13 protein-coding genes are annotated in these 13123 nt (G+C 46.5%); 6 read left to right on the top strand and 7 right to left on the bottom strand.

The window, feature by feature from the left end; genetic code table 11:
* Nucleotides 1–27 precede the first annotated feature (27 nt).
* The 3 genes from ICE94_RS01285 to ICE94_RS01275 are packed head-to-tail and all read left to right on the top strand — an operon-like array spanning nucleotide 28 to nucleotide 2035.
* Complete coding sequence (locus ICE94_RS01285) at nucleotides 28–159, top strand: DUF2256 domain-containing protein (protein ID WP_216147709.1); 132 nt, start codon at nucleotides 28–30, stop codon at nucleotides 157–159.
* 4 nt (nucleotides 160–163) lie between these two features.
* A complete protein-coding gene (locus ICE94_RS01280; RefSeq protein WP_216147705.1) occupies nucleotides 164–1612 on the top strand; it encodes a 3'-5' exonuclease family protein in 1449 nt (482 codons plus the stop codon).
* A 27-nt stretch (nucleotides 1613–1639) separates the two neighbouring features.
* Complete coding sequence (locus tag ICE94_RS01275) at nucleotides 1640–2035, top strand: DUF4149 domain-containing protein (protein ID WP_216147702.1); 396 nt, start codon at nucleotides 1640–1642, stop codon at nucleotides 2033–2035.
* 4 nt (nucleotides 2036–2039) lie between these two features.
* Here ICE94_RS01275 and ICE94_RS01270 read toward each other — a convergent pair whose 3' ends face one another.
* The 5 genes from ICE94_RS01270 to ICE94_RS01250 are packed head-to-tail and all read right to left on the bottom strand — an operon-like array spanning nucleotide 2040 to nucleotide 6136.
* Entirely contained in the window at nucleotides 2040–2456 is a 417-nt protein-coding gene (locus ICE94_RS01270; protein WP_216147699.1) for a biopolymer transporter ExbD, read from the bottom strand.
* 2 nt (nucleotides 2457–2458) lie between these two features.
* On the bottom strand, nucleotides 2459–3163 hold the full coding sequence (locus ICE94_RS01265; protein WP_216147696.1) for a MotA/TolQ/ExbB proton channel family protein: 705 nt from the start codon (nucleotides 3161–3163) through the stop codon (nucleotides 2459–2461).
* 2 nt (nucleotides 3164–3165) lie between these two features.
* Nucleotides 3166–3732, bottom strand: a complete 567-nt coding sequence (locus ICE94_RS01260; RefSeq protein ID WP_216147693.1) for an energy transducer TonB — start codon at nucleotides 3730–3732, stop codon at nucleotides 3166–3168.
* Nucleotides 3733–3779: 47 nt separating this feature from the next.
* A complete protein-coding gene (gene murI / locus ICE94_RS01255) occupies nucleotides 3780–4658 on the bottom strand; it encodes a glutamate racemase (protein WP_255539046.1) in 879 nt (292 codons plus the stop codon).
* The gene (locus tag ICE94_RS01250) at nucleotides 4616–6136 is read right to left on the bottom strand and encodes a fumarate hydratase (protein ID WP_216147690.1); all 1521 of its coding nucleotides are present in this window, start codon (nucleotides 6134–6136) and stop codon (nucleotides 4616–4618) included. Before ICE94_RS01250 ends, murI begins: the two co-directional genes overlap by 43 nt.
* 261 nt (nucleotides 6137–6397) lie before the next feature.
* Here ICE94_RS01250 and acs point away from each other — a divergent pair, with 261 nt between their 5' ends.
* Both acs and ICE94_RS01240 read left to right on the top strand, forming a co-directional pair.
* On the top strand, nucleotides 6398–8380 hold the full coding sequence (acs, locus tag ICE94_RS01245) for an acetate--CoA ligase (protein ID WP_216147687.1): 1983 nt from the start codon (nucleotides 6398–6400) through the stop codon (nucleotides 8378–8380).
* A gap of 75 nt (nucleotides 8381–8455) precedes the next feature.
* The gene (locus tag ICE94_RS01240; RefSeq protein ID WP_216147684.1) at nucleotides 8456–10510 is read left to right on the top strand and encodes a VC_2705 family sodium/solute symporter; all 2055 of its coding nucleotides are present in this window, start codon (nucleotides 8456–8458) and stop codon (nucleotides 10508–10510) included.
* On the opposite strand, the gene ICE94_RS01235 is transcribed toward ICE94_RS01240, so the two are convergent.
* Nucleotides 10511–11062 carry a DUF1415 domain-containing protein gene (locus ICE94_RS01235; RefSeq protein WP_216147681.1) on the bottom strand — a complete coding sequence of 184 codons (552 nt, stop codon included), beginning with the start codon at nucleotides 11060–11062 and terminating at the stop codon, nucleotides 10511–10513. It abuts the gene before it with no gap.
* A gap of 46 nt (nucleotides 11063–11108) precedes the next feature.
* Between ICE94_RS01235 and ICE94_RS01230 the strand changes: the two genes are divergently transcribed.
* Complete coding sequence (locus tag ICE94_RS01230) at nucleotides 11109–12719, top strand: NAD(P)/FAD-dependent oxidoreductase (protein WP_216147678.1); 1611 nt, start codon at nucleotides 11109–11111, stop codon at nucleotides 12717–12719.
* Between the two features lie 62 nt (nucleotides 12720–12781).
* Here the strand turns inward: ICE94_RS01230 and ICE94_RS01225 are convergent, their stop codons facing one another.
* A complete protein-coding gene (locus ICE94_RS01225; protein ID WP_216147675.1) occupies nucleotides 12782–13090 on the bottom strand; it encodes a c-type cytochrome in 309 nt (102 codons plus the stop codon).
* Nucleotides 13091–13123 lie beyond the last annotated feature (33 nt).

The raw sequence follows: 13123 nt of genomic DNA, 5'->3' as shown, positions 1-13123 counted from the left end.
ACTGATAAAAAATGTTGACTCAGTGCTATGCGAAAAAAATCAGATCTACCTCAAAAAGTGTGTGTGGTTTGCCAGCGACCTTTTACTTGGCGTAAAAAATGGGAAAAGGTCTGGGCGGAAGTGAAGTACTGCTCTGATCGTTGTCGTTCACAACGCTAGTGGTATGCCCAAACAATCTATGCCCACGCTTGCTTTCGTGGATATTGAAACCACGGGATCTCATTTTGAGCGTGATCGAATTACAGAACTAGCCATTATTTCCTATGGCCCACAAGGCCTACAGCGTTGGTCACGCTTGATCGATCCAGGCCAAAATATTCCTGAACATATTCAACAGCTCACAGGTATTACGCCCGACATGGTCGCTGGGCAAGGTTTATTTGCACATCATGCCAAGGATATTCTCGAGCAATTGCAAGGTAAGATTTTTGTCGCCCACAATGCGCGTTTTGACTATGGCTTTATTAAGGCGTCGATGAAGCGAGCGGGTTATGACTTTACAGCGAAGGTGCTATGTACTGTCAAATTATCAAGACGCTTATTTCCACAGCAAGATAGACATAATTTAGATACCTTAATTAGGGTACATGATTTACATGTGGAAGATCGGCATCGTGCGATGACAGACGCTGACTTGTTGTTGCAGTTCTGGCAAAAAATACAAGAGCGTTGGTCTGATGAAGAATTACTAAGCCACGTCGATGCTCTATTGCAAAGACCTGCAGTGCCATCGCATCTGGATGCAGATTTATTGGATGAGATTCCGGAGCAGCCAGGGGTTTACATATTTTATGCAGAGGATCGCTTCCCTTTATACATTGGTAAGAGTCGATCTTTGCGCACCAGAGTTTTAAGTCATTTTCAAAATACTCAAGACCGTAAAGCTCTCAAATTGAGTATGCAAGTGCGAGACTTGGATTGGATTCAGACAGCGGGAGAGTTAGGCGCTTTATTGCTCGAGGCCCGTCTGATCAAAGAGCGCTTACCCAGTTTGAATATTCAGTTAAGGCGCAGTCGTGAATTATGCTCATGGCAATTAGTGGAGTCTGAGGATGGATATTTGCAACCTGTCTTAGTCAATGCTGAGCAAATTGATTGGGGTGTACAAGAAGATTTATATGGCGTATTTGCTAGCCGTAAAGAGGCTTTGTCGATGTTGAGCTATATCGCTAAAGAACATGATTTCTGTGAACTGCGTCTCGGCCTTGAAAAACCCCCTAAAAAAAGCAAGAAAGATTTATCAGGCAGCTCCTTTACAAGCGCTTCTCCTTGCTTTGCATATCAACTTAAACGTTGTCGTGGTGCCTGTGTCGGAGCCGAGAAGGCACTGGTTTTTAACTGGCGTCTTCGAGAAGCGATGGCCAGTTGGCATTTAAAAACTTGGCCTTACCCGGGCCCTATCGGAATACGTGAAGAGCAGGATGTTCATGTGGTCGATCGCTGGCGGTATTTGGGTAGCGCTGCAAACGAATCTGAAATCGAAGAGCTTTTGTTGGCGGGTGAACCTGAGTTTGACCTTGATATTTATAAAATCTTAAAGAAACATCTAGGCAAGGCGAACAAACAAAATATTATCGATTTATCCACCTGGCGAATGACTACATCCAGCTAAAGCAAAACGATTAATAAGGAGATAAAAATGTATGCGGACTATCCAAATATTGCACTCATTCTATGTGCAGCAGCCCTAGGCATTATGTTGTTTTTCTCAGTCCTGGTGGCTCCTGGTATTTTTAAGCATTTGCCCATCGAATGGGCGGCCGTGTACGTTAGACAATTCTTTCCCAAGTACTATGCTTTTTTAGCGTTCACGACAGTCTTGGCCAGTTTGTTCTTGGTGGACAGCCTCTTGCTGACCTTGGTCATCGCTTGTAGCGGCTTATTTTTCTATAGTTGGCTGATATTAACGCCGCAGGTCAATCGTGCTAAAGATACTGGACGTCACAAGGCATTTCATTATTTACATCTACTGAGTGTAGCGATCAATTTTCTAAATATGATCGCTCTAATTATTGTCGTTTGGCGTTTAGCCTAGAGCTTTATTGTGGTTCTGTGACAAAGCCGATGCGCTGAAGACCCGCTCGTTTGACTGTCGATAAGACTTGTGCCACCGCTTCATAACGTACGTTTTTATCGGCTTTTAATTGCACTTCGGGTTCAGGTTTCTTTTTTGCAGCCGCTAAGGCATATGTTTCAAGAGTGTTTAAGTCGACAACGCTGTTATTCCAGTAGATTTGCCCCTTGGCATTGATCGATAGGTTGATCGATTCTGGTTTGACATCATTTTTTTGACTACTTGCCGTTGGCAGTTCTACTTTAACGGCATGGTTGATAACGGGTAATGTGATCATAAAGATGATCAGTAGCACCAACATGACATCCACTAAGGGCGTCATGTTGATTTCCGCCATCGGTGGACTGTCTTCAGTCTCTAAGGGCTCTTGACTAAATGACATGACTAATCCTGAGCAGTTTTGCTCTTTAAGGGAGCATTGCTAATGGGAGCGCCTGTCATGAAGTAGGCATATAAGTCGTTTCCAAAACGATTGAGTTCACCAATGACTACTTTATTGGCTCTTGTAATCGCGTTGTAGCCCAGGACCGCAGGAATGGCTACGGCAAGACCTAGCGCGGTCATGATGAGAGCTTCCCCAATCGGGCCTGCTACTTGATCAATAGTGGCAGTACCCGTGGTGCCGATACCGATTAATGCGTGATAGATGCCCCACACGGTGCCAAATAAGCCAATGAAGGGCGCAGTCGCACCTGTAGAAGCTAAGAAGGTGAGACCTTGTTGCAGATGAGCCACTGAGCGGTCAATACTCACTTTGAGGCAACGTGTCAGCCAGTCGGAGACACTGATGTTCGCTTTGAGATCGTCGGTGCGATCGTGATGGTGTGTGATGGCATCCTGCGCATTTTGTGCAAGCTCACGATAAGGATTGTTCTCGATGCTCATCTGTGAAATCCCAGTGGCCAAAGATGGGGCATGCCAAAAGCACTCAACCTGATTTGCATTTTTACGAGTCTGATAGAGCGTCCATGATTTACTCAAAATGATGACCCAGGACACCACTGACATGATCAATAGTAGAACTGCAACGGTGCGGGTGACACCATCTCCTTGAAGCCATAAATTAGTAAGACCAAACGCTTGATTCATGCTTATTCCAGTCGAAAGATATAAGGTTGTATGGCAGTGACTTTGACGGCCACCCCTGATTCTACAAAAGGTTTGCAACGCACTTTTTGCGCAGCATCAAGTGCTGCTTGGTCTAAGCGTGGCAGGCCACTACTTTGAGCCAGACTCGTTTGGCTGATTTGACCTTGTTCATTAATCACTAAACGAACCAAGGTCTTACCTTGCTCTCCCATTCTGCGCGCTATGGAAGGATAAATCGGTTCCGGAACAGTGCACTGTGCTTGAGAAAGTTGCACTGTTTTACCTTCACTGCGGGAGCCACCTAAGGACGTATTAGTCGGGCTCGTCTCGCTCGAACTTGTTTGAGGAGCACTGGTGATCATCGAAGAGTGATTGTTGCTGGATTGTTTTTCTACAGGCTTAGCACTAGGAGGTTGCTGAACAGGGGGGCGGTATATTTCTTTCTGACTAGAGCCTTCTATGAGGGAGGCGCTGACTACGGAGCCCAATGTTTCACCCGTAGATATTTTTTTGGAAAACGAAAAACCGACAAAGATCAGGGCATGCGCGCTGATCACAATGATCGCCATGCGATATTCCAGTTTAAGCTTCAGGAATCTTTGTATCAGCTCTTGCATCATGCCTCTTCAGTAATGATGACAGTAGCTTTTTCGACTGCATGATCTTGTAGTGTGGCGGGGATGAGTTGTTTGGCTAAATGAAGTAGTTGGTCGGCGTCTTGAGTGGAGTACAACTGGATATGTCTTGGCGGTGCTGACTGTAAAAGTTGAAACTCGTCGAGTTGACGTAATAGTTGTCGAACCACGGCAACACTGGTATCAATAATCTGTATTTCATCGCCCATGATTTTGCGTATCAATGGGATCAAGAATGGGTAGTGTGTGCAGCCTAAGACCAAGCTATCTACACCGGCTCTCTGCAGGGGCTCAAGATGCTCGCGTAAACAAGACTCCAGTTCTGCGCTATGAAGTTCGCCTGATTCAATCAAGGGTACCAGCCCTTTGCCTGCTTGAGTAATCCACTCAATCTCCTGGTGGTGCTCTCTCAAGCTCTCCAATAGACTCTTGAACTTATCGCTGGCCAGAGTATTGTGCGTGGCTAGTACACCAATCTTGTTTTTGCTGGTGTATTCCAGCGCAGGCTTAATTCCTGGTTCGATGCCAATAATCGGTATCGCAGGCATATCATTGCGGATGGCCGCAATCGCCGAAGCGGTTGCGGTATTGCAGGCTACGACCAAGGCTTGAGCGCCATGGCGAACTAACCAGTGACAAAGATTGAGGCTGCGCTTGGCCACCCATTCGGGTGATTTTTCACCATAGGGCGCATGTGCGGAGTCGGCCAGGTAAATATAGTGGTGAGCATTAGCTTGGCGTACTGCCTCTTGCAGAATCGTTAGTCCACCGATACCCGAGTCAAATACGCCAATCGTTGCCAAAAAAGATCTGCCAGTTAGTTGCTTGTCACAGGAATCTTGCCAATCTTGGCTTGCCATTCTTTAGGGCCTGTATTGTGTACAGAGGTGCCTGAAGAATCGACTGCCACAGTGACGGGCATATCCTTGACCGTGAACTCGTAGATGGCTTCCATACCTAAATCAGCAAAGCCAACTACTTTTGCTTCTTTGATGGCTTTAGCAACTAAATAAGCAGCACCACCTACGGCCATCAGGTAAGCCGAGCGATGTTTTTTAATCGCTTCGATAGCCACCGGACCACGCTCGGATTTTCCAATCATGGAAATCAGACCTGTTTGAGCCAGCATCATTTCAGTAAACTTATCCATACGCGTGGCCGTGGTTGGGCCTGCAGGACCGACCACTTCGTCGCGCACGGGATCAACTGGACCGACGTAATAAATCACTCTATTTTTGAAGTCGACAGGTAACTTTTCGCCTTTAGCCAGCATATCTGCGATGCGTTTGTGAGCTGCATCACGACCTGTCAGCATCTTGCCGTTGAGTAAGAGTGTTTGACCAGGTTTCCAGCTAGCCACTTCTTCAGGCGTGAGTGTATCTAAATTCACGCGCAGTGATTTTTCGGTATTCGGTGTCCAGCTAACGGCTGGCCAGTCAGAGAGTGAAGGGGGTTCGAGTTTGGCTGGGCCTTCGCCATGAAGATGGAAATGGACATGGCGGGTGGCCGCACAGTTAGGAATCATCGCAACAGGCAAAGAGGCTGCATGGGTGGGGTAGTCCATGATTTTGACATCGAGTACTGTCGTTAAACCCCCTAAACCTTGCGCACCAATACCGAGTGCGTTCACTTTTTCAAAGAGCTCTAAGCGTAACTCTTCAATACGATTTTGTGGTCCGCGGGCGATCAGGTCATGTATATCGACGGGGGCCATCAAAGATTCTTTAGCTAAAAGCATCGCCTTTTCAGGGGTGCCGCCAATACCGATACCCAAGATACCGGGAGGACACCAGCCGGCACCCATGGTGGGTACCGTCTTGATCACCCAATCCACAATCGAGTCTGAAGGATTAAGCATCACCATCTTGCTCTTGTTTTCTGAGCCACCCCCTTTGGCGGCGCAGATGACTTCCACGCCGTCGCCTTCGACCATCTCATAATGAATCACTGCCGGCGTATTGTCTTTGGAGTTGATACGCTTACCGGCTGGATCAAGTAATACGGAAGCGCGTAATTTATTGTCGGGGTGGTTGTAGGCGCGACGTACACCTTCATTGACCATGTCGGTCACAGTCATCTTGGCATCCCATTGGGTGTGCATACCAATTTTCAAAAACACCACTGCAATGCCGGTATCCTGGCAAATCGGACGCTTGCCTTCAGCACAGAGACGGCTATTCGTCAAAATTTGAGCAATAGCGTCTTTGGCAGCAGGGCTTTCCTCACGCTCATACGCTTTTCCTAGCGCAGTGATGTAATCCAAGGGGTGGTAATAGGATATGTATTGGAATGCATCTGCAATGCTTTGGATGAAGTCGTCTTGTTTAATTTTGCTCATAGCCGTTATTTTTTAGAAATCAATGGAAAATCCTATTTTACCTAGGGAAAGTTAGCATTTACAGGATTCCAAGTGATTGTTAATTTACGTCTTGGGAGTAGAAAAAACGGTTTTAAGCTCTAGCCTATTGCAGTCCTTGGACTAAGACCTAGGGAGAACCCTGATTTAAAGCCTAGATTACTGTCTATGTCAGCCAGTTGTCAGACCGTCTTTCTAACCTCGAATTTTGTCAAAAAACGCTGAAACAGCAGGAGAAAAAGTATGTCCGGTATGGAACAGTTATTAGTAGAAAATCGCATTTTTCAGCCACCTAAAGCTTTTGCTAAGCAAGCTGCCATTACTAGCATGGATCAATACCATGCCATGTGCAAAGCCTTTGATAAAGATTTCGAAGGTACCTGGGCTCGTTTGGCTAAAGAAAATCTGTACTGGAAGAAGCCATTTACCAAGGTCTTGAATGAAAAAAATGCGCCTTTTTACAAATGGTTTGAAGATGGTTTGACAAATGCTTCCTATAACTGTTTAGACCGCAATATCAAAAATGGCCTAGGTAAGAAAAATGCCATCATTTTTGAAGCGGATGGCGGTGAGGTAACTAAGGTTACTTACCAAGAATTGCATGACCGCGTGGCTCAGTTTGCCAACGGTATGAAGAAGTTAGGTATTAAAAAAGGTGACCGCGTTGTGATTTACATGCCGATGTCGGTAGAGGGTGTGGTCGCTATGCAGGCTTGTGCACGTATTGGTGCTACCCATTCTGTGGTATTTGGCGGTTTCTCTGCCAAGTCATTGCAAGAGCGTATTGTGGACGTGGGTGCCGTTGCCTTGATTACTGCCGATGAGCAGTTACGTGGCGGTAAGCAATTGCCATTGAAGACCATTGCTGATGAGGCTTTGGCTTTGGGTGGCTGTGAAAAACTCAAGCACGTGATTGTGTATAAGCGTACCGGTGGCAATGTGCCTATGCAAGCCGGTCGTGATAAGTGGATGCACGATGTGACCAAGGGTCAAGCGAGCACATGTGAGCCTGAGTGGGTCGATGCTGAGCATCCTTTGTTTGTTCTCTATACCTCCGGTTCCACGGGTAAGCCTAAAGGTGTGCAGCACTCTACAGGCGGTTATCTCTTGTGGACGATGTTGACCATGAAGTGGACATTCGACTTGCGTGATAGCGACGTATTCTGGTGTACAGCTGATATCGGCTGGATCACCGGTCATAGCTATATCACTTATGGTCCTTTGTCTTGTGGCGCTACTGAAATCGTTTTTGAGGGTGTGCCAACGTATCCGAATGCCGGCCGCTTCTGGGAAATGATTCAGCGTCATAAAGTTTCTATTTTCTACACAGCCCCGACAGCGATTCGTTCTTTGATCAAGGCATCTGATGCTGATCCTGCGGTTCATCCGAAGAAGTACAACTTGAAGAGTCTACGTCTTTTGGGTTCTGTGGGTGAGCCGATTAACCCAGAAGCTTGGATGTGGTATCACAAAAATATTGGTGGCGAAAAGTGTCCGATTGCTGATACTTTCTGGCAGACAGAGACAGGGGGTCATATGATCACTCCTTTACCGGGTGCTACACCATTAGTGCCTGGCTCATGTACCTTACCACTGCCAGGCATTATGGCTGCGATTGTGGATGAAGCCGGTCACGATATGCCGAATGGCCAGGGTGGTATTTTGGTCGTTAAGCGCCCATGGCCTTCAATGATTCGTACGATTTGGGGTGACCCTGAGCGCTTTAAGAAGAGCTACTTCCCAGAGGAGTTGGGCGGCAAGCTCTACCTGGCTGGTGACGGTGCGATTCGTAACAAGGACACCGGTTACTTCACCATTACTGGCCGTATCGATGATGTCTTGAACGTCTCCGGTCACCGTATGGGTACGATGGAAATCGAATCTTGCTTGGTAGCTAATCCATTGGTGGCTGAGTCTGCCGTAGTGGGTCGTCCTGATGATGTTACCGGTGAAGCGATTGTGGCCTTCGTTGTTCTCAAGGGTAAGCGCCCATCAGGTGATGACGCGAAGAAGATTGCTAACGATTTGCGTAATTGGGTGGGCAAAGAGATTGGTCCGATTGCCAAGCCTAAGGAAATTCGTTTTGGTGATAACTTACCGAAGACTCGCTCAGGCAAGATTATGCGCCGTCTCTTGCGCGTGATTGCGAAGGGTGAAGAGATCACGCAGGACACTTCTACTTTAGAAAATCCAGCGATCTTAGAGCAGCTCAAACAAACGAGCTAAGCTCAATAGTCTGAGAGAAGGCCGGTGATCCCGGCCTTTTTTTATACCCATCGCAGATACAGCTAAACTAGAGCTATGAAGATCCGTTCTGATTCCAAACAAGTGGCAAGCTATTACCTGCTATTTGCTGGCGGATTTCTTTTCTTTGTTTATTTGATGGGTTTATTAGAAGTACAAAATGGCCCAGGCCTATGGTTAGGCTATGTTTTTCTCTTCGTCACTATTGCGGTCTATGCCAGTATTGGTCTGATTTGTCGCACTTCTGATATGACAGAGTATTACGTTGCAGGGCGCCGTATTCCGGCAGTCTTTAACGGGATGGCTACCGCTGCAGATTGGATGAGTGCTGCCACGTTTATTGGTTTGGTAGGGATCTTATTTAGTAGTGGTTATAAAGCGCTCGCCTTTATCGTCGGTTGGACAGGCGGATTTTGCTTAGTTGCCATGTTGATTGCGCCCTATATTCGACGGTTTGGCACATTCACGATTCCCGATTTCTTAGCGATCCGTTATGGCCAAGGTGTTGAAGGCGGTAGTGCCATGGTTCGCCTAGTGGCAGTCGCCATTACGATTCTCTGCTCCTTTGTGTATTTGGTGGCCCAAATTCAAGGCGTGGGTTTAATTGTGACGCGCTTTATTGGTGTTGAATTTGGTATTGGTGTTTTCTTTGGCTTAGCCGGTATTCTGGTTTGCTCTTTTTTGGGGGGCATGCGGGCGGTGACGTGGACGCAGGTTGCGCAGTACATCATTTTGATTATTGCTTTGCTCTTACCTCTATCGATGATCTCTTTGAAAAAACACGATCATGTATTGCCACAGCTGCATTATGGTAAGTTGCTCGAGGAAATTAATTATCACGAGACTGATTATGCAGTCACCGCTGAAGAGCAGAAGGTCAGAGATTTTTATACCAAGCGTGCGCAAGAATTAAAAAAGCGTATCGACCAGTTGCCTGATTCTTACTTTAAGCAAAAACAGTTACTTGAAAAAGAGTTACAAGATGCACGCGAGAAGCAGCTCTCACTCAGGGAAATTAAGCAAATTGAGAAAAAATTAAATGCTTATCCTAAAGATCCTGCCGATGCTTATGATGCCTGGGAGCAAGAAAGAAAAGAGGCCTTATTGCGTGGCCAAAAAGCAGCGCCCTCGATGACCCCGCCTCCATCATGGCAGGCAGATGACAAGGCAGGTGGTATTGATCAACTTAATTTTGTTTTGTTGATTTTTTGTTTAATGTTTGGCACAGCCAGCTTGCCGCACATATTGACCCGTTTCTTTACAACAACGAGTGTGGCTGCAGCCCGCTATTCAGTTTTCTGGACCTTATTTTTTGTGGCCATCTTCTATCTCAGCGTACCTGCCTTGGCGGTGATGGTGAAGTTAGATCTTTTTAAGAACTTAGTGGGCATCAGTTATGCGGATTTGCCCACCTGGGTTTTGAACTGGCGCAAATTAGAACCTATTGCCATTGTCCTTAATGATGTGAACGGCGATGGTTTTGTGCAATGGGCTGAGATTTCGATTTCGCCTGATATGGTTATCTTGGCCGCTCCTGAAATCACTGGATTGCCTTATGTCATATCTGGCTTGGTTGCGGCCGGCGCTTTAGCAGCAGCCTTATCGACTGCTGATGGACTCTTGCTAACCATATCCAACTCCATATCCAATGATGTTTACTATCATTTGATGGGGCGCAAAGCAACGCACCAACAACGAGTCACCTCAGCGAAGATTATTCTTCTAGCAGTCGCTCTTTTTGCTGCTTATGTCACTTCCTTGCGACCTGGGGACATATTATTTTTAGTGGGAGCAGCTTTTTCACTGGCCGCATCTAGTTTTTTTGCCGTGCTCATCATGGCGGTGTATTCCAAAACGATCAATAAATGGGGCGCTATTGCCGGTATGGTCACTGGGGTCATGATTAGCGGTACGTATATTGCTCTTAATTACCCCTTCGTTTCCAGAATTACCGGTGTATTCGGCGACCGCTGGTTTGGTGTCGATCCTATTGCATCTGGCGCGTTCGGTATCCCTGCCAGTTTTATTGCAGCTTATGTGGTCTCAAAGTTAACGGCCAAGAACCCACCGGTCATTGATAAATTGGTCGATTATTTACGCACGGCCCGTTAGTTATTTTTTAAATAATTTTTCCCAACCTGCTACACCAAGCTTTTCCATCGTGGCGATATTAGTTTCATAAATTTGTTCAGCTTCCGGAAAGGCTTCTACGGCTTTATCGATGCTCTCTTCGCGGATCAAATGTAGGGTGGGGTAGGGTGAGCGATTGGTGTAATTAGAGATGTCGTCTTTGTGAGTGCCTGCAAATTGATAGTCGGGATGAAAGCTTGCCACTTGTAGGATGCCAGCCAAATCGAGCTCTTCAACCAGTTCATCAGCTAACTCGAGAAAATCGTTATATTCCATGAAGTCATTCAGAATCCAAGGATGTATCAGTAGGGTCGTCTCTATTTGATCAGGTCGTGCCTCGGCTAGTTCTTCTAGGGCCTGGTGTAGGTCGCTGACTAATGTCTCAATATCGCGTGCTTGACTCACCCGATAAGCAATCAGACCTTTTACATGAGGGGCTTTGGCAAAAGGGCAAAGATTGAGGCCAATCACGGCTTGTATCAGCCATGTTTGGGTTTTCTCAATAATGAAAGACTCTTCTTTTTGCACATCCATATCCTTATTTTGCCTCTTTGCTCTGCCTTGTGTATCGTATAGCCCTATGATTCGAATTCATGAATTGCGTTTGCCTATCGACCATAGCCAGGACGATCTGTTAAATGCCATCTTAAAGCGTTTACGAATCTCTCATGAGGAATTCATCACTTATGAGATTTTTAAACGCAGTTATGATGCGCGTAAAAACATCGACCTGTCTTTTATCTATACCATTGATGTACAGGTTCAAGAGCCAGATCGGCTTTTGCAAAAGCTCAAAGCGGATATTCAGATTAAGGCAACCCCCGATACAGCCTATCATTTTGTAGCCCAAGCTCCAGCCCAACTCAAGCACCGCCCCGTCGTCATTGGTTTTGGCCCTTGTGGAATTTTTGCTGCATTGATTTTGGCGCAAATGGGTTTTAAACCCATCGTATTAGAGCGAGGCAAAGCGGTTCGAGAGAGAACTCAAGATACCTGGGGTTTGTGGCGTAAAAAAATCCTTAATCCAGAATCCAATGTGCAATTTGGTGAGGGTGGGGCAGGCACCTTTTCGGATGGAAAGCTTTATAGCCAAATTAAAGATCCCAAGTTTTATGGTCGTAAAGTCCTCCATGAGTTTGTGAAGGCGGGCGCTCCTGAAGAAATTCTTTATGTAGCCAAGCCGCATATTGGCACATTCCGCTTAGTCGGAATGGTCGAGAAGATTCGCCAAGAGATTATTGATTTGGGTGGTGAGATACGTTTTCAAAGCAAGGTCACGCAATTTGATATTCGTTCTGGAAAGATTTATGGAGTGACTCTAGAGTCTGGGCAGACCATTGCCACTGAACATGTCGTTTTGGCCTTGGGCCATAGTGCCCGGGACACTTTTAAAACCTTATTTGGGCAGGGTGTCTACATCGAGCCTAAGCCATTTTCGGTGGGTTTTCGTATCGAACATCCTCAGTCATTAATTGACCGCGCTCGTCTAGGTCCGCACGCAGGTCACCCACTCATTGGTGCAGCTGACTATAAATTAGTTCATCACGCCTCCAATGGCAGAGCTGTTTACAGTTTTTGCATGTGCCCGGGTGGAACTGTAGTCGCGGCGACCTCGGAAGAGCAACGTGTCGTGACCAATGGGATGAGCCAGTATTCGCGTAATGAGCGCAATGCGAATGCTGGGATTGTTGTTAATGTGAACCCCGAGGATTTTGGTGCGAGTATGGTTGACCCGCTCAAAGGGATTGATTTTCAAAGACAGCTCGAGTCTCATGCATATGTCCTAGGGGGCAGTAGCTATGAGGCTCCTGGGCAATTAATCGGCGACTTTTTAAAGAACCAAGCCTCTACCGAATTCGGTCAGGTAATTCCTTCCTATAAGCCCGGTGTGCATTTGACTAATTTGGAAACAGCCTTACCTGCTTATGCAATTGAAGCGATTCGTGAAGCTATCCCTGCTTTTGATCAACAGATTCCCGGCTTTGCTAAGTCGGATGGCGTTCTGACGGGGGTCGAGACACGTACCTCTTCGCCTATCAGAATTAAACGTAATGAAAAATATCAAAGCTTGAATATTCAAGGCTTGTACCCTGCGGGTGAGGGGGCTGGCTATGCGGGAGGTATTCTCTCAGCAGGCGTTGATGGTATTAAGGTGGCTGAAGCCTTGGCTCTAGATTATTTAACAAACTAAACAATCTATTAGAAATAAAAAAGCCGACCTGAGTCGGCTTTTGATCAATCAAACTTAGCGAATTAGTTGGCGCCGTTCAAGATCCACTGAACCACAGCTCGAGCATCAGCATCGCTAATGCTTGCGTTGGCAGGCATAGGCACAGGACCCCATACGCCAGAACCACCGGCTTTCACCTTCTTAGCTAACTTATCTACTGCATCAGCCTGACCCTTATAACGAGCGGCGATGTCTTTGTAGGATGGACCAACTAATTTTTTATCTACCGCGTGGCAACCCATACAAGCATTCTTACCAGCGATTTCTTTCGATGCAAAAGCAGGTGCAGAAACTAATACAGCTGCTGCAATCATGGCGCTAACTACTTTCATGAGGACTCCCTTACTCAGAAACGTTGATCAATA

It is taken from the genome of Polynucleobacter sp. MWH-Loch1C5 (assembly GCF_018881775.1).
Classification (GTDB): Bacteria; Pseudomonadota; Gammaproteobacteria; order Burkholderiales; family Burkholderiaceae; genus Polynucleobacter.
The sequence above is the reverse complement of the archived record's forward strand: the minus strand, read 5'-3'. Positions and strand labels throughout refer to the sequence as shown.

Bases quoted from the DNA above. Each gene is read 5' to 3' on its own strand.
- ICE94_RS01250 (WP_216147690.1), bottom strand. From the start codon at position 6,136: ATGAGCAAAATTAAACAAGACGACTTCATCCAAAGCATTGCAGATGCA.
- ICE94_RS01235 (WP_216147681.1), bottom strand. From the start codon at position 11,062: ATGGATGTGCAAAAAGAAGAGTCTTTCATTATTGAGAAAACCCAAACA.
- murI (WP_255539046.1), bottom strand. From the start codon at position 4,658: ATGGCAAGCCAAGATTGGCAAGATTCCTGTGACAAGCAACTAACTGGC.
- ICE94_RS01240 (WP_216147684.1), top strand. From the start codon at position 8,456: ATGAAGATCCGTTCTGATTCCAAACAAGTGGCAAGCTATTACCTGCTA.
- ICE94_RS01265 (WP_216147696.1), bottom strand. From the start codon at position 3,163: ATGAATCAAGCGTTTGGTCTTACTAATTTATGGCTTCAAGGAGATGGT.
- ICE94_RS01260 (WP_216147693.1), bottom strand. From the start codon at position 3,732: ATGGCGATCATTGTGATCAGCGCGCATGCCCTGATCTTTGTCGGTTTT.
- ICE94_RS01230 (WP_216147678.1), top strand. From the start codon at position 11,109: ATGATTCGAATTCATGAATTGCGTTTGCCTATCGACCATAGCCAGGAC.
- ICE94_RS01285 (WP_216147709.1), top strand. From the start codon at position 28: ATGCGAAAAAAATCAGATCTACCTCAAAAAGTGTGTGTGGTTTGCCAG.
- ICE94_RS01275 (WP_216147702.1), top strand. From the start codon at position 1,640: ATGTATGCGGACTATCCAAATATTGCACTCATTCTATGTGCAGCAGCC.
- ICE94_RS01280 (WP_216147705.1), top strand. From the start codon at position 164: ATGCCCAAACAATCTATGCCCACGCTTGCTTTCGTGGATATTGAAACC.
- acs (WP_216147687.1), top strand. From the start codon at position 6,398: ATGTCCGGTATGGAACAGTTATTAGTAGAAAATCGCATTTTTCAGCCA.
- ICE94_RS01270 (WP_216147699.1), bottom strand. From the start codon at position 2,456: ATGTCATTTAGTCAAGAGCCCTTAGAGACTGAAGACAGTCCACCGATG.
- ICE94_RS01225 (WP_216147675.1), bottom strand. From the start codon at position 13,090: ATGAAAGTAGTTAGCGCCATGATTGCAGCAGCTGTATTAGTTTCTGCA.